Source organism: Ensifer adhaerens, from assembly GCF_020035535.1.
Lineage (GTDB): Bacteria > Pseudomonadota > Alphaproteobacteria > Rhizobiales > Rhizobiaceae > Ensifer.
In genome coordinates, this window is sequence record NZ_CP083350.1 from 1481834 (window position 1) to 1498297 (window position 16464).

The following is a 16464-nucleotide window of genomic DNA, read 5'->3' on the forward strand; positions in this document are numbered from 1 at the left end:
TAGATGAGCGTGAGTTATCTAACGAGGAGTGTTGCTGCAGCGACGTTGTTTTGCCTATCCAATCTCTCGGTGCCTGCATTCGCTCGCGCCGAAGAGGTCGTGATCACTTGCACGGGCTGTGAAGATTCTAAGACGGACATCTTCATCGCGGAAGCCCATCGTATGAAGGAGGCGTTCAACGCGGCCTTCAAAGGCAAATACCGCATCGAGGAGGTGCCATTTGCCGGTATCAACGACATGCAGCAGGCCATTCCTTATTTCAAGAGGTCTGCATCCAGTGACAGCTTGCCAGACCTCTTCTGGACAAGCGGCTACGTGATCGCCGATATTGCGAAGAGTGGGCGGGTGGTTGAATGGTCCGAAATCTTGAATTCGGATCCCGTTTGGCGAGAAAGCTTCTATCCCGACGCATTCCTGAGTCTTTCAGACGGCGAAGGTCACAAATGGGGCATTCCGTCGTTCCGTGATGCGATTGGGATGTTTTGGAACAGGGAACTATTCGCTAAAGCGGGTCTGCAAGCTTATCCGGCAACCTGGGAGGAATTACTTACCGCCTGCGCCAAACTGAAGGAAGCAGGGGTCACCCCCATTGCGATGGACGGACAGTGGGTTACCCTTCTTTGGTGGGCGAACCTTATCGGCACGCAGCCCACGGGATCGGAATTCCTCAAGTTTGGTATCCTGAAAGGTGATTTTTCGACCAATCCGGTAGTCATCGAGGGTACAGAAAGGCTCAAGAAGCTTCATACAGACGGCTACGTCAACGCGGATGCCTTTTCGGGTGACTTCTTCTCGGCTGACAATCAATTTGTCACCGGTCGCGCCGCAATGCTGGCTAATGGCCCTTGGGAAATTTCCTCAGGAATTAAGGGCAAGAACGCTGTGTCGGGGCTATACGACAAGGTCGGGTACTCGGCGTTTCCCGGAGACGGCCTTGTGGTGGTGGCGGGCACCGGCTCCTGGGCATCCGGGGCTAGGACGCCGGAGACAGTTGAAGCGGTTACTGCCTTCATGAAATTTATGACCAGCAAGGAGCAGCAGGTCACGAAATACAAGAATGTGGGGGGTGCCTGGGCTCGCAAGCTTGATCTCAGCGATAGCGAATTAGTGCAGGTCCTCGATCCCATTTATCTACCGGTTTTCAAGCAATCCGAAAACGCTGCTCACATATATCCGTATCCCCAGTTTCTGACGCCGGCCAGCTTTCCTGAAGCTTGGACCAACAATTGGCCGGCATATGTTCAAGATCGAATGACAACGACAGCGTTCCTTGAGCGCCTCTCGCAGTCGATTACGCGAAAATAGTTTGGCAGCCGGGCGGCTCGCCGCCCAGCTTCTAGAATCGGAGTTAGTAGCGTGACGATAATTTCGACGGCAAATCACGATAGAGGAACGCGGGCGCGGAGAAACTTTCCAGTCTCACCACCGGGAATGGGACTTGGAATTGCGATCTCGCTAGCGCCAGCTCTCATTCTCTTCTGCGTATTCTATGTTGTCCCATTGGTGACACTAATCGTGACATCTGCGATGTCGTGGAACTTCAGGGAGTTCAGTTGGATCGGCACCGGAAACTTTGTCGAACTAGCGCGGGACATTACCTTCTGGAAAGCGTTTACAAATACACTGCTTTACTGCGCGGGTACCGTTTTCCTTCAGGTGCCCTTTGGTGTGCTCGCGGGTATTCTCATTTCCCAGAAACTGCGCGGTTGGCAATTTTACCGCGCGGCGCTCTTTATCCCAGTGGTCATTTCAGGCCCGGCATTCGCGCTGACCTTTTCCATCTTCTATAATCCCGAGTACGGGCTGTTGAATACTGTCCTTGGTTGGTTCGGCCTGTTCAATCATCGTGACTGGCTCTTCGACTTTGATACCGCCTTGCCTGCGGTGGTCGCCACCTATGTATTTGTGTTCGGTTTTGTAATGATCCTAGTGGCTACCGAGATCGATCAAATTCCGAAAGATCTCTACGAGGCCGCGAGTATCGACGGGGCCACGTGGCTACAGCGCGAGTTGAAGATTACGCTTCCCTTGCTTCGCCATATCATCGGAACATGCCTGCTGCTCACCCTGCTCGGAACCATCAAACTCTTCGATGTAATTTACATCATGACCAAAGGTGGTCCTGCCGACCAAACAACGAGCCTGGGGACATATGGCTACAGTCAGTACGTCGCCGACCGCTGGGGTTACGCCAACGCGATCGGTACAGTGACTGTTATACTGGGCATCATGATTATCGTGAGCGTACGCCGCTTATTCCGTCTCCATCAGAGTGAAATGTGATGACTAATACTGATCTTGGACGCATCGGCAGAATTTTCATTTACTCGGTATTGTCAATCATGACAGTCTTGGCACTTGCACCAGGCGTGTGGGTGATCGTCTCGTCATTCTCCACGCCCCCCGAAATCTATTCGGGGCAGGTCATCCCGAGGAGTATCAACTTCGACGGCTATCGGGATCTTTTGAGTGATGCGAACCTCGTAAACGCACTGGTGAATACGCTGCTCTATTCCGTAGTTGGGACGTTGGGTGCACTGTTCGTTGGGCTACTGGCCGCTTATCCCACTGCAAGGATGGAGTTTCCGGGGCGGGAGGCGATTGTCACGCTGTTTGGATTGACCCTCTCTATACCGATCGTAGGCCTAATAGTGCCTGAATACTACCTGATGTTGAAAGTCGGTCTTTACAATAGTCGCGTTGGTTTGGCGCTCTTTTACGTGGCGCTGTTCTTCCCCTTGGCGTTCTTGATTCTTCGGGCCTATCTCGTCCGGCTGCCTACCGAAGTGGAAGAAGCGGCGCGCGTGGATGGAGCTAACTATTTCCAACTCTTGTACCATATCATCCTCCCACTCTCGCGGCCCGCGTTAGTCACAGTCGCTGTGGTAGTCTTCATAAACATCTGGAACGAGTTTCTCTTCGCTCTTGTACTCGCGCCGTCCCCGGAGAACTCAAATGTTCAGGTGGTCCTGTCGACGTTCAAGGCGCAGTTTCAATTCAATGTGACCGCGATGCTAGCCGGTACAACAATCGTCATGCTTGTGCCGATTATCGTCTTTCTTTTTTTGCAGCGATACGTCGTGGCTGGATTGACTGCAGGATTCTCGAAATGAGCATGGGTGCCGAGTTTCGAATTGAGCCTGAAAACCGCGGCCGGGAGGCGAACCCTCGTCTTCAGTTGTGAAGATTGCGGCACTTTCTCGCTGAATTACATGCTTCACCTCGCTTTGACGAGGAGGTGAGCGTCCCTGGGGTGCCGCTTCGGGGCGTTCAAGGCCAAGCAAGCACCAGACACGAACGAACTAAATTTGGAAGGTGAAATGACGGAGCTCACGCTTAATAACGTAAGAAAATCTTACGGCGATAACGAGGTTCTACACGGAATTAATCTTCATATTTCAACCGGCGAGTTCGTGGTTTTCGTTGGTCCATCCGGCTGCGGAAAATCAACGTTACTTCGCATAATCGCTGGGCTGGAGGAGATCACCGAGGGCACGCTGGAGTTTGATGGAGGCGTCGTGAACGACGTCTCTCCATCCGACCGCGGCATCGCCATGGTGTTTCAATCCTATGCATTGTATCCACATATGACAGTTCGCGAAAACATGGGTTTCAGTATGAAGCTCGCGGGCGTCAGTAAGCCAGACATCGATCGGCGGGTGAGTGAAGTTGCTGAGGTTCTGCAACTCGACCGATATTTGGATCGTCTCCCCAAGCAGCTTTCGGGCGGCCAGCGCCAGCGCGTAGCGATTGGGCGAGCTATCGTCCGCGACCCGAAGGTCTTTCTCTTCGATGAACCTCTCTCTAATCTTGATGCGGCGTTGCGGGTAGCCACCCGCATAGAAATCGCAAAGTTGCATGAAAGCATGGATCGAACGACCATGATCTACGTGACCCACGATCAGGTCGAGGCGATGACACTGGCTGACAGGATCGTGATCCTCAACCAAGGGCGGATCGAGCAAATAGGCACGCCTATGCAACTCTATCATCAGCCCGAAAACCAGTTCGTGGCTGAGTTTATCGGTTCACCCGCCATGAACATCCTACCTTGCACCGTCGGCGGCGACGGGGGAATCGGATTGCCGGGTAGGCGGTCGTCAAGGATCATGTCCGAGTTTCCTTACCTATCTCCCGGGACGCCACTCAGCTTGGGGGTCCGGCCGGAAGACCTCGAAATCGTGCCCGCGGGAGATGGCCTATTGGCAGGAACAGTGTCGGTTGTTGAGCAACTCGGAGAATTCCAGCTTGTCTACATCGACGAGGGGAACCTGATCGCGAAGGTGGATGGAAGCGTGCGAATTACAAAGGGTGATGTGATTGGATTAACCGCGCCAGATCACCGCATCCACCTTTTCGATGCAAAGGGCAGGTCCATGAAACGGCCGAGTGTCGTTGAGGAAATGGAAAGGGCCTCCGCGGGTTCCTCCGGCGATATTCTGCAATAGTGGGAAGGGATTGGTCTCGCGACCATCGTGAACCGTAAGTATCTAGATTTGAGGGAATTTTCTATGTCTATTCGTGCCTTGGTCTGGGGTGAAAACATCCACGAGCAGACCGACCCAGTCGTTGCTGAAATTTACCCACAGGGTATGCACACTGTGATCGCTTCAGCTCTCGAAAAGGATCATAGAATTCGACCGAAAACCGCGACTCTTCAGGAACCAGAGCATGGGTTGACGGAGGAAAGGCTCGCGGAGACCGATGTACTACTCTGGTGGGGCCACAAGGCTCACGAGGATGTAGATGATATTATTGTCGAACGCGTCCAGAAGCGTGTCTGGGAGGGCATGGGACTCATTGTACTGCACTCCGGACACTATTCTAAAATCTTCAAGCGACTGATGGGATCGCCGTGCAGCCTCCAATGGCGCGAGGCTGGAGAGCGCGAGCGGGTCTGGGTTATTAACCCGAACCATCCAATAGCCGAAGGACTCGACAGATATTTTGAGCTGACCAACACTGAGATGTACGGTGAGCCTTTCAGCGTACCTGAGCCGCTAGAGACAGTGTTCATCTCGTGGCTGCAAGGTGGTGAGGTGTTCCGCTCGGGTCTCACATATCAGCGCGGCGGCGGACGAATCTTCTACTTCTCACCGGGGCACGAAACATACCCAATCTACCACAGCCACAACGTACAAAGAGTCCTTCAGAACGCGGTCAGGTGGGCGTACAACCCATTGAGGGCATGGGACGACATAACCGTGGCTCCAAATGTGCCCGTTGACTTGGCGTTGGAGCGCCTGGAGTTTCAAGGGCAGGGTGGATAGACCCCATCAACCTCGGCTTACGAACCATGAGAATGCGTCCGCGCAAAAATTGCGATTGACTTCGTCGGCTTGTTCCTGAGATGTTCTGGTAGAACGCGATGCGTGGTTTAATCTTGGTGGTATTGACTGGAATAGAAGACAGCCGTTCGAGGCTGTCCGCAAAGAACAGTCTGCACCTCGAGACAACACGGTTTTTGAACTTGGTCTTTTCGCTGGGAAGATCGGTCGCGTTGCTGACGGTGTCAGCCAGGACGATATTGTCGCGTTTGCGAACTCGGAACATGGTGGCCAAATCCGAACGGGACTACCCACGGAAAGGCGAGAATTCGCAGCTATCTTTTATGAAAACAAAGGAGGGATGAAGGCGGGCGATGAACGGTGACCGAATTACGGGAAAAGAGGGGAGAAGCGCTGCGTTATTCAAATAGTTGTGTTCTTTTGTATGAAAACTCGACTTAAAGCTTCAAGCACGTTGAAGCAGCGATTTGCAGCTGCTAGATGTGTCTCAAGCAACTTTGGGTACGTGTTTGTGAAATTATAGGTTTGCCATGAGCGGAAGGTCGCGCGCCGATACGACTAGCGCGGAAGATAAATCGATTGGTTTCGACTACCAATATTATTACTTTCTGAATGAATTGTTGAATCTAAAGAGCGGCCAGACCGCCGGCCTAGAAGTTCTCGATGACGTTCATATTGAACGTCCTGACGGCACAAATCTACTTGTTCAGTTGAAACATACCGTTCAGACGACCGCACAAGGTCTTCCAAAGAACCTTACAACCATGGACTCCGATCTATGGAAGTCGATTTCCAATTGGTGCAAATTGATTGTCGATCCGGCCGACGGGCGCTCAAACGTGCCCGACCAGCTCGCCTACGTTAGGAAAACCAGCTTTCTGCTGGCCTCCAATAAGACCGACAATGATGAAAACGTACTCTTGGCGTCCATCGCTGCGTTCAAAGCTGGTGCCAAGAACCACACAGCGCTCGTTGCAGATTTAACGTCGATCAAGTCGGGCACCAAGGACGCGACGATCCAGGGCTACATCGATGATGTCCTCAAGCTCGATCCTGCCGTGTCCGCAAAGTTTTTTGAGCAGCTGTCATTCGCGTTGGGCCGGGATCAGATTATTGCAGAATGCAAAGCGTCCATCGCCGCAAAGCAGATCGACCCCTCCAGGATCGATGACGTTTTCCGATCTGTCGACTCTGAAGTCCGCGCGAATTCCTTTGAAACCGTTAAGGCGCGGAAGAAGATCACGATCAGCTTTGACGACTTCAATCTAAAATACCGACGGTTTTTTGATAAGGCCCGGAGCGGGGGGCTGCCGTTTCGGACCTTCCAGCCCGTGATGCCGGACAACCTTCAAGATCAGACATTCATCAAGCAATTGCTGGACATTGAAGACGTCGCTATCGACAGCGTTGATTTCCATGCAAAATTCACTACCCGGCGTCTGAATTTTCGCAACCATGTTGATCGCTGGGTTCAAGACGGTGATATCACCCTCGCCGAAGTCGAGGAGATGGAGGAAGAGGCGGCAACCCTGTGGGAGAACAGGTTTCTTGCAGCTTATCCTGGGCAGAAAGCCAGTAGCGATGAGATGGCCTCGGGCCGCGAAATCATTGCCGACCTTCGGCAGAGAAGGCTTAAGCTTGCCTCGGAAGAGCTTCCAATTACAATGAGCAATGGCGGTTTTTATGATCTCTCTGATCGGCCGATTATCGGTTGGGTGAGCAACTGGAAAGATCGTTACAATTGAATTTTAGCGCATACTACAACAACGTCGCGATCAATGCGTTCGCGATTTCCTCGGTGCTGAAGCATGCGGGATTTCTGACGCTTCCGAAACTCGCGCTTATTCTGCCGATTGTTGCGCACCGCGATATGGTGAAACAGCTCGCCAACGGTAATTTTCGGGTTGTCAGCTTTGAGCAGTACCTGATCGATAATATTGGAAACTTTTCCAATTTTAACGAACGCTACCTTGGCTCGATCACTGCGACGGTGAATGCTCTTCAGTTTCTCGCGGAGATTGGCATTGTGTGGCTTGAAGATGACGGCGTGCTGATCAAGTTTCCCATACCCTTCGATAGGTCCATGGGTAAACGAGCCGAACGCATTCAGCGTGCTTCCGCCAACATAGCAGCCCTGATTTCTGGCGATGCTAACGTATTTTACCTCAATGCGAGGATCGAGCTGTGAAGTTCTACATCGAAAGCCTTCACCTCTGGCTTGCCAGCGGACAAAGACGAACGATCACCTTCCTCCCGAACAAAATAAATGTCATCACCGGTGACAGTCACACCGGGAAGACGGCGATACTCGAAATCATCGACTACTGCCTGTTCGCGAGCAAGCACCGCATCTCGGAAAGCATCATCAATGAAAACGTGCGTTGGTATGGCTTGCGCATCCATGTGAACGACAGGGTTTACGCCCTTGCGCGACGAGCCCCGGTAGGAACAACACCTTCGTCAAGCTATTACTTCTCTTCCGTTGGCGACTGGCCAGATATGGTGCCCACCGCCAACATCAACGAGAGTGCCTTGAAAAAGCTCCTAAGCGCTGAGTTTGGTATCGACCAAGATGTCAAAATCCCGTTTGGTGGGAGTGTGTTGCAAGCGGGCTCCCGGATTTCGCTCAGATATTTTCTGCTGTTCAACACTATCTCCCAAAACATAATCACCCACAGCGATCAGTTCTTCGATAAGCAAGATCAGGATCGCTACCGTGAGGCTTTGCCGCGCATATTCGATATTGCTGTCGGAATCGACACTGTTGAAAACATCCTGAAGCGAGAGAAGCGCGACGAGCTGGAGCGCCGCTTGGTGCGCCTTGAAAAATTGTCGGCTAAGACGGACGAAAAGCGCACGCAGTTCCACGCACAACTTGCGGAAACCATCGCGCAGGGCAGGGCGTACGGCCTGGTTTCTGACGATTCAGACGCGGATGCATCCATCGTCGTGCTGCAGCGAATGGTGAACGAGATGGAGAGCGGTCCCGAGCTGCACGTCTCGGCACAATATGAAGAAATGTCGTCGCAGCTCTATGCAGTTTCGCGAAAGATCAGAGGTCTCCAAAAATTCACCGCGGAATATGCTCGTCATAAATCGACGCTGACCGACACGGCGGATAGCCTCAAGCCGATTAAATACCTGTGGGAGAATTATGAAGAGACTATACGGACCTCCGTATTCGATGACATCATTCAGAACCTGTCCAACGGTTTGCAGCAGATTAAAACGGCAACCGCCAAAAGGACGCCTCTCGACAGCAATGTCGCTGACCTGATCAAGAGTCTCGAAACTGAACGACAGCGCCTTCAGAAAGACCTTGAGGCTTTGCCTTCAGACATCGACGGTTTCGGAACAGATAAAGAAAAGTACATTTTTATCGGCGAGACCAAGGCGAAGCTTGAATTGTATGCCGATCAGGACGTGAAAACAGCTGCTGACAATAGCGCCGAGATCGCGAAAATCGAAGCGCAGATCGATGATCTGATGGTTCTGCCAGCGAATGATCGGCAAGACCATTTCACGCAAGCTCTCGATGAGGTGATCCAGGATTACATTGCCCTGACCGAGGTTGCGCTAGGGAATTATGGTAACTACCGATCAGCTTTCAACTACGGTGAGAAAAAACTCCATCTACGGAAGCCTAAGACTGCGTCGACAGAGAACGTCGGAAGCAGCTCAAATCATATGTTCCTTCATCTTTTTCTATTCCTGGGACTGCATGAGATGATCATGCGCAGCGATGGGATTCACGTTGCCCCATTCTTAATCATCGATCAGTTCTCTAGGCCTTATTGGGGTGACGACGATCAAGATGTCAATCAGAGCGACGTTGCAAAGGTGAAGCTAGCCCTGAAGCTTTTGGATCAATTCATCACGACGGCAAATGAAATGGGCAAGGGATTTCAGATGATCGTTTTCGAGCACATAAACCCACGATATTGGGAAGGGCTCCACAACGTGCATTTGGTCGAGACGTTCCGGGACGGCAACGCTCTTATCCCATTCACGGCCGAATAAGTGGCCGATGGATTCACAATGGTTGCCCGCGATTAGTCGAGCAGAACGGTTACGCCGCATATGGTGAACCGACCAACACGGCGATGCGCACGCAGAAGGGCTACATCGGCGAGCGCTTCGATCCAGAGACGGGGCTGCAGTACCTTAACGCTCGCTACTACGATCGTAAGCGACAAGCTGGGGCCGTTCAGGCGGCGTAGTTCCACGGCATGAGCGCGTCAATATCGCTGCTGGGCCATCCATTTGCGAGGCGCTCAAGTGTCTGGGTCGTGTCGCTGGCGGACCCGGCCGTGGAATCGGTGGTGGCGGCGCGCCAAATATTCGTCCGGAGCGAGCTGCGTAGCTTCATACGGGCGAGCGTTTCCGCGGTGGCGGGACGCATCGGCATTGATCCCTCGCAGTTGTTCACGTGGCGCCGCAATGCCCGTCTGAAAGCCGAGGCGGTCGTCGATACGGCTCGAAGCGACTGCTCCACTGTGGACATCATCATCGGCGACGCAGTGATCCGCGTGGATGTCGGGATCGACGAGTCTCACGTCGTGAAGCTGATCCGCGCGGTGCGCTCTGCATGATCCCCTCCGGTGCGAAGGTCTTTTTAGCCAGTCACCCAATCGACTTCCGCAAGGGACCCGACTGCCTCCTAAGTGCAGGCAAAAAAGAACCCCCCTGGTGCGCTTCTTCGAGAGGCGTGGGGGGTGTTGTCAATACAGACCCTAGTGCTCTGGCTTGGAAATGTCAACGGAAATGGCGACATTTTTTTTACACCTTAGTGTTACCTAGCGTAGCAGTGCGCCAAAAACGAGTTCGTTATGCATTATAAAAAAATTGCTTTGCCTGAACCGCAGTTGCTCATGGCGCTTTGGAACAAGGGACTTCGTATCGACGACCCAACATCTGCGACAAGGGCACTAGAAACCATAGGCTATTACCGGCTCTTGATCTATATGCGTAACTTTCAAGTCCCGGCTACGAAGCGCTTTTTCATCGGGACAAAATTCTCAGATATAATCGAGCTATATGATTTCGACCGACACCTTCGTTTGCTTGTGCTAGACGGAATCGAACGAATTGAAGTGTCCCTCCGAGCTGCGCTATCGTCAAAAATCAGCATCACGCATGATCCACACTGGTACATGGACGTCTCACATTTTGACCAGCATATTCCCTTCGTTCAGAGTCAGCAAAAGATAATATTCGAGACCGGCCCCGAGACTAAGACCAAGTGGATCGCGCTTCAGCATTACTACGCGCACTACACTACGCCGCCGCTTCCTGCTAGTTGGACTGTAATGGAGCGGCTGACTTTCGGTGTGCTGTCTCGTCTTTACGCTGCACTCAAATTGCCTAACAGAAAGCTGGCAGAGGTGGTATTCGGCTTCGATGAAAAAATCTTAGTGTCGTGGTTTCATTCCATTTCGTTCCTGCGAAACCAATGCGCACACCATGGTCAACTTTGGAATACGAAGCTCAATAGATTCTTTGCGTTAGGGCCAAACGCGTACAGGCAAGATTTCTTGAACGCGAACCGAAATGAACTTTATCCACGACTGGTAGCAATGAACCTATTGCTGAAAAATACTTTCCCAGAGAGCCAATGGGGGGAACGTCTAAAAAGCTTGGTAAATAGCTGTAGGCACGTCCAACCTTCTTCAATGGGCTTTCCGGCCAACTGGGAAACACGGCCATCTTGGACCTAAGATGAGAGGTGGCTCGGTGTGTCTGAACCGTTTCGGGCGTTTATCTAAGTGGATTTCCGCCTCGATTATGATGCCGCCATCTCACTTTTGGCTTGCGGCGCGCGATATCTTTTCACTACATATCGCCGTAGTTGCGACAACCTCACGATTTGCTGGGGGCGCAGATGTGAAGCCTGAGCCTCGCACAGATCGACCAAGACGACTAAAAGTGTGAGCGTTAGGCTATGTACATCGTAATAGGTGAACAAAAATCAAGGCTGATCTTAACTGTATTGTTTTATATCGTACTGTCCATATTAAATATAAGTTCTTTTTTAATGTCACTGTTTCCTTCAATCAAAACTGCGCTCGTGACTCAGTATATTATATTTATAATAGCGTATGCGTCAGCTCTGGTTGTCATCAGAGATCGTAGTTATGTTCTTTCCTTCGGTCGTGCTGATGATAGAGGTTTTGTTATTGCGGTAAAAACTCTTGCGTGGATGCTTACTGTCGTCAATTTATTCGGAGTTTTATATGTTTCAGATGGCGTGGGACAGCTGGATTGGATCGAACTTGTCCGATATTCCGTGATTTTGTCCATAAGTATAATTTTCTCTCAAGAGATTAGGCAGTTGCTTTTTCAATTTGGAAGAGCGTCCAAGGGGTGACGTAAAATGACAGGACCAAGTGTAATTCAATTTAGTTCCGCTGGTCACGGTGGTTTTTCTGTCAATGCCGATAGCGGCGCTGTTGACTATTTTCTGATATTGACCCGATATACTGGTCCAATTATCTGACTGCTACCGAACCAACGGAGGCGCTCGTGAGTCTACTGAAGCAGGCGATTGAAGTCGAAACAGCATTCAATTCCTACATTCTGACTGAGGTCGTCGGCGAAGGTGGAGCAGGGCGGGTCTATGCCGGGCGCGACGAAGCGGGAATGGAAGTTGCGGTTAAGGTCTTGCTTCACCAGGATAAAGATAAGCGGCGGCGATTCAAAAACGAGATCGGCTTTCTGAGCAAGAACCGTCACGCGAACCTTGTCGCCGTCAGTGACCATGGCCTCTCGAAGCACGCCAGTCTGGCAGGGCCATTCTATGTCATGGCCCGGTATGACGGCAGCCTGCGCGACTGGATTGAACGCGGTATCGAACCAAACGATGTGTTGCCGATCTTCAGTCAGATACTCGATGGGGTAGAGGCCGCCCATCTGTTGGGCGCGACACACCGAGACCTGAAGCCCGAGAACGTCCTGGCGCTTGATGGAGAAAAGCGTCTTGCCATTGCGGATTTCGGTGTCGCAAATTTCAACGAGGATTTTCTTGTCACTCCGGTGAAGACACCGCCAGGAAAGCGCCTCGCGAATTTTCAATACGCTGCTCCAGAACAGCGCACACCGGGGGCTACAGTAGGCGCTGCAGCCGATATTTATGCGTTGGGCATGATGCTGAATGAGCTTTTTACCGGTACGCCCCCGCACGGCTCTGGCTACGTGAGCATCGCATCGCTCGCCCCTGAATTTGGGTTTCTTGATCCTGTAGTGGACCTGATGATCCGCCAGCGACCGAACGAGAGACCGAAGTCAGTAGGAGATGTGAAGGGCCTAATTCAACGCCATCGGTTTGAGGCGGTGAACAGACAAAAGCTTGATGCTCTTAAGCAAATTGTCGTTCCTGTCGGCAGCGTAACCGACCCGCTTGCGCTCGCGCCGCCAAGTGTTGTCAACGCTGTATGGGACGGTGGCATTCTAAAGATAGTCTTGGATCGTCCCGTTAATTCTAAATGGATTGCCGCGATACAGGACATGGGAAATTTCTCGGCAGTTATGGGTTACCCACCCACTGCGTTTACTTTCAATGGGGCGGAGGCCAGAATTTCGGTGCGAGATGGCGCTGTTCAAGAAGTGCTTGATCATTTCAAGCAATGGCTTCCAACCGCTACGCAGGTGTTGAAACGCAATCTGGAGCGAGAGGCTGAACAAGAGGAGTACAGGGCGAAAGAAGAGCTGCGGCGTCAACGAGAAGGTGAAGAGACAAAGCTGAGAATCAACCGGGCGCTCCGGTTCTGATGCCACCACGGCGGACGGCTCGAACAAACCGCACTTTGCAGGTCCGTTCCTAGTACATTAAAATGTCAGGCGCGTTCGTTGTCGGGCCGGTCGTCTGGGCCGCATGCGACTGCGGGAGGAAGAGGCCTACCTGTCATCGCGGAGGCCGCCTTCAAGATCGGACGTATCTCAAGCAACTTTCACCGCCATCGATGCCGCCGTGTGGGGGTTGCCCGCTTTACATTTAAATACAGCCGTTCGCCCAAATCAACTTAAGGTCACTCACCATCGTCAAGCATTAAATGGCTTCGCGATTTAGGGCGCGGATATACCTCAAATCCAAGCTGCAATCTGGGAGGCAGATAAGGCGATACGAATGGGGCCCGATTTCTTCGGATGGATGTCCTTCGCTTTCGATCCACGCACTTGCGTAACCCTGCTTGAGAACGCCATCCTGATCAGGAACATCCGGACACTGAGACATCATCGTCGTGCGCCAACTTTCGCGATCACGATGATCGAAGAACCTGTATTCCGGGTTCCAGTCAGTGTCATTAAATTGCAAAGCGAAGAATTCAGCGTAACCCGCATCCACAATATCTGGAACACGCGCCGGTGTGCCAATTGCTTCTTCAAGTCTACGCGCGCGCTCCAACGCCCGTTCATGACGCATCGCAAGAACGTCTTCCGCGATCTCAACTACTTGATAGCGCCTATAGTACGACTCGACAGGGTGATCTTCGTCTTCTGTAAGCCGCATTTGCTCCATTGACTTGTAGTAGCCACAGTCGATTGCATATGCATCGAGCGCCCAGCGCTTGTCTCCTGCCTCGTAAACTCCTTCAGGCTCGCCGTCGACGAAGACTTCATACGATTTGATGCTTGGACAGGTCCGAACCTCGAGGCTCAACTCATGCAGCCGTTGATCCTCATCGGATCGCGGTCGCGTCGAGAAGATGACTGGTGATCCAGGATCTGACGGTAACCAAGCTACGCCGTCGGCGAGCATAATTCCAAAAGGCGTTCGGAGACCGTAGTCGGTTCCGGTTTCCAGCATCGTCTCCGCGTGCTCATGCAGCTCCGCTAAGAAGCATGTGTTGATGTCGCCCATCACTGGGATCGAAATGTCGCTCCAAACGCTACTGTCTTCGAGGATATGCTGGTCGAACTTCTTCGAAGTGACTGAACCTTCTGGATTAACTACGTGGATGACGTAAATATTAAAACGGCCGGTGTTCGTAAGCGGCGGTTCATCGAAGGGACCGCGGTCGGCTTCGGGGCGATGCCATCTGCCCGTCAGAATGACCGTGTCATCGTCTTGCAGTCTATTATCCTCCCAAGCCCCACGTAAGTGTGAGCTATTCCCACCCACGAGCTTGGTGAACGCATTTTCCGTCTTGCAAGGTTCTCCATCGACAAAACATTCAATGCCGCTTCGCGTCAACGCAATCGCAGCGTCAGGACCAGTCGAAATGTACCGTCCCACATACCTGAGATGAGGCATAGGGTTGAAAGGGATAGCGTCTACATCCTCTTCAAAGGCGATCGGGAGGCGACCGGCGAGATAGTCATTCGTGACGGTGAGTAGATGTGTTGGGAGCATGGGCGTACGCAGAAACTTATTTCGATCCACTATTGTCCGCCAAAAAATTTCAGTCCGTCAAGCGGCGAGCGCGTAGTTTAGGTAGTAGGCATCGCACTTCCAAACGCTGCGCCGCGCACATGGCAACGCGGCAACCGCCATGTCGTTAGAATCTGTCAGGGCATCGGAGCGTCGCACCACCGGGTTATCAGCGCGCCAGGATCTCCAGTTGATCGCCTTCGGAAGGTCGAAAGTGTGGAGGGAGTTCAGCGACGTACTCTGCAATCATCAGCGGGTCACTCGAATGGGCGAAGCTGACATCGTGGCTCATCGTTTTTGGGTGCAAGTCGACTGGAGTTGGTTCTGTTCGTTCTTCAGGTCTGATGGCCCGTAAAGCAACCTTGTTAGGCACCTCCTACGGCCGATGATCGCGGGACATTTGGTCCGAAAGCATCCGCGCCGCGTTCGCTGCCCCTCGCTGCTATAAAAAGCTCGATGCCTGTTGGACTGAGTAATGACTGCTCCGGGGTGAGGAATGGCGTGGACTTCTCATCAGCGGCGAACGAGTCCGATCTAAGCTCGCGCTGATTATGCTGGGTATGAACGAGTAATGTCGACGAGCAAGATGAGGAACCCTTCTTTTGCGAAGATCTATCAAATCTAGCCGAAAGGCCCACAGGCAAGGGCTTGACCAAGTTCCCTTTTTCGTGGCCCGTTAGGAAACGAACCTTTTCTAATAGGTCAGGTCACGCGATGAATGCTGAAAGCACCTCCCATCGCCCCGTCGGGCGGCCCCGCGAATTCGACATGAACCAAGCTCTGGACGCGGCGATCCGCACATTTTCGGAGAGGGGCTATCACGGAACCTCCATCGCAGAACTGAAAGCCCAAATGGGACTGACTGCCGGCAGCCTATACAAAGCGTTTCAGGACAAGCGTGACGTCTTCGTCGCTGCCTACGATCGCTATAAGCAGGTCCGAGCTGACCTGCTGGAACAGGCATTGTCTTCAGCTTCCACCGGTCGCGAAAAGGTTGCCCACGTCATCAGTTTCTATGTCATGTCCGCCTGTGGCGAGACCGGCAGACGTGGATGCCTGGCCATCGCCGCCGCCGTGGAACTGGTTCTTTCCGATGCCGAGATCGCCGACAGGGTCGCAGGACACAATCGTGAGCTCGTCACGCGGCTCGAAGGTTTCATCCGCGACGGGCAGTTGGATGGTTCAATTCGCCATGACGTCGATCCCGCGAGTACCGCACTTGCGTTATTTTCCTATCTGCAGGGCGTGCGTATCGTCGGCAAGACCGGAGAGTTGGAGAACCAGATGCTCCCTTCCGGTGAAGCAATCTTGGGCATTCTCAAATGATCAACTCAAGGTATCTTTTTGACAACTCCAGTTTAGCGAGACTCTGATCGGTTATGGCTTCGGGTTGTCGCCCCTTGTGCCAATGGCTTGCTCAGGTGGGCGGAAACCGGGGCATGATCATGTGAGAACTGGCTGACATCTGCGCCAACAAGACCTAAACAGACCGGATCAACGTCAGCTTCTCGATCAGCGATACGCATATCAGCGTGACCTTCGATCCGATGGATCTGCCAAATCACCCGCAGTGTCGCCGTCCTGTCGTGCCGGTCAAAGGACGCTGTCTCGCATCGACCTCAATACCAACTGGATTGGTATCGCCGCAGCGGCCAATGCCGAAGACCCCCGTTGGAACACATCCGGCTCCTGGAGTTCCCTAATGCCTCCGCCGAACTGGCGCGCGAGACGCACCGTTCAACAGGCTAGGAAGCGTTTGCAGGTAAGGCAAAGCGAACCGCTATGTGCGTCCGTCAACCTTTGGATATG

13 protein-coding genes are annotated in these 16464 nt (G+C 52.6%); 12 read left to right on the plus strand and 1 reads right to left on the minus strand.

Annotated features, from left to right (window positions below; genetic code table 11):
• Positions 1 to 3: 3 nt before the first annotated feature.
• The 11 genes from LAC81_RS27110 to LAC81_RS27160 all read left to right on the plus strand — a co-directional run bounded on the left by LAC81_RS27110 (position 4) and on the right by LAC81_RS27160 (position 13055).
• Positions 4 to 1305 (plus strand): ABC transporter substrate-binding protein, encoded by a 1302-nt coding sequence (locus tag LAC81_RS27110; protein WP_223730215.1) that lies wholly within the window; start codon positions 4 to 6, stop codon positions 1303 to 1305.
• 210 nt (positions 1306 to 1515) lie between these two features.
• The gene (locus LAC81_RS27115; protein WP_223730216.1) at positions 1516 to 2283 is read left to right on the plus strand and encodes a carbohydrate ABC transporter permease; all 768 of its coding nucleotides are present in this window, start codon (positions 1516 to 1518) and stop codon (positions 2281 to 2283) included.
• Positions 2283 to 3113 carry a carbohydrate ABC transporter permease gene (locus LAC81_RS27120; RefSeq protein WP_223730217.1) on the plus strand — a complete coding sequence of 277 codons (831 nt, stop codon included), beginning with the start codon at positions 2283 to 2285 and terminating at the stop codon, positions 3111 to 3113. The genes LAC81_RS27115 and LAC81_RS27120 overlap by 1 nt, the downstream gene beginning before the upstream one ends.
• A gap of 207 nt (positions 3114 to 3320) precedes the next feature.
• Entirely contained in the window at positions 3321 to 4448 is a 1128-nt protein-coding gene (locus LAC81_RS27125) for an ABC transporter ATP-binding protein (protein WP_223730218.1), read from the plus strand.
• Between the two features lie 63 nt (positions 4449 to 4511).
• Positions 4512 to 5270: a ThuA domain-containing protein gene (locus LAC81_RS27130; protein WP_223730219.1), complete on the plus strand. Its 759-nt coding sequence runs from the start codon at positions 4512 to 4514 to the stop codon at positions 5268 to 5270.
• Between the two features lie 548 nt (positions 5271 to 5818).
• Entirely contained in the window at positions 5819 to 7033 is a 1215-nt protein-coding gene (locus LAC81_RS27135; RefSeq protein ID WP_223730220.1) for an ABC-three component system protein, read from the plus strand.
• A complete protein-coding gene (locus LAC81_RS27140; RefSeq protein ID WP_223730221.1) occupies positions 7000 to 7476 on the plus strand; it encodes a three component ABC system middle component in 477 nt (158 codons plus the stop codon). Before LAC81_RS27135 ends, LAC81_RS27140 begins: the two co-directional genes overlap by 34 nt.
• Complete coding sequence (locus LAC81_RS27145; protein ID WP_223730222.1) at positions 7473 to 9308, plus strand: DUF3732 domain-containing protein; 1836 nt, start codon at positions 7473 to 7475, stop codon at positions 9306 to 9308. The genes LAC81_RS27140 and LAC81_RS27145 overlap by 4 nt, the downstream gene beginning before the upstream one ends.
• 269 nt (positions 9309 to 9577) lie before the next feature.
• Positions 9578 to 9880, plus strand: coding sequence for a transposase (locus tag LAC81_RS27150; protein ID WP_223730223.1), 303 nt, complete (start codon positions 9578 to 9580; stop codon positions 9878 to 9880).
• 237 nt (positions 9881 to 10117) lie between these two features.
• Positions 10118 to 11005, plus strand: a complete 888-nt coding sequence (locus LAC81_RS27155) for an Abi family protein (RefSeq protein ID WP_223730224.1) — start codon at positions 10118 to 10120, stop codon at positions 11003 to 11005.
• 805 nt (positions 11006 to 11810) lie between these two features.
• Positions 11811 to 13055 carry a serine/threonine-protein kinase gene (locus tag LAC81_RS27160; protein WP_223730225.1) on the plus strand — a complete coding sequence of 415 codons (1245 nt, stop codon included), beginning with the start codon at positions 11811 to 11813 and terminating at the stop codon, positions 13053 to 13055.
• 277 nt (positions 13056 to 13332) lie between these two features.
• Here LAC81_RS27160 and LAC81_RS27165 read toward each other — a convergent pair whose 3' ends face one another.
• A complete protein-coding gene (locus LAC81_RS27165; RefSeq protein ID WP_223730226.1) occupies positions 13333 to 14667 on the minus strand; it encodes a hypothetical protein in 1335 nt (444 codons plus the stop codon).
• 702 nt (positions 14668 to 15369) lie between these two features.
• Between LAC81_RS27165 and LAC81_RS27170 the strand changes: the two genes are divergently transcribed.
• Complete coding sequence (locus LAC81_RS27170; RefSeq protein ID WP_223730227.1) at positions 15370 to 15981, plus strand: TetR/AcrR family transcriptional regulator; 612 nt, start codon at positions 15370 to 15372, stop codon at positions 15979 to 15981.
• The last annotated feature ends 483 nt before the right edge of the window (positions 15982 to 16464 follow it).

Excerpts from the sequence above, each read along its gene's own strand:
- LAC81_RS27110 (WP_223730215.1), top strand. The coding sequence starts at position 4 with ATGAGCGTGAGTTATCTAACGAGGAGTGTTGCTGCAGCGACGTTGTTT.
- LAC81_RS27120 (WP_223730217.1), top strand. The coding sequence starts at position 2,283 with ATGACTAATACTGATCTTGGACGCATCGGCAGAATTTTCATTTACTCG.
- LAC81_RS27125 (WP_223730218.1), top strand. The coding sequence starts at position 3,321 with ATGACGGAGCTCACGCTTAATAACGTAAGAAAATCTTACGGCGATAAC.
- LAC81_RS27130 (WP_223730219.1), top strand. The coding sequence starts at position 4,512 with ATGTCTATTCGTGCCTTGGTCTGGGGTGAAAACATCCACGAGCAGACC.
- LAC81_RS27135 (WP_223730220.1), top strand. The coding sequence starts at position 5,819 with ATGAGCGGAAGGTCGCGCGCCGATACGACTAGCGCGGAAGATAAATCG.
- LAC81_RS27155 (WP_223730224.1), top strand. The coding sequence starts at position 10,118 with ATGCATTATAAAAAAATTGCTTTGCCTGAACCGCAGTTGCTCATGGCG.
- LAC81_RS27170 (WP_223730227.1), top strand. The coding sequence starts at position 15,370 with ATGAATGCTGAAAGCACCTCCCATCGCCCCGTCGGGCGGCCCCGCGAA.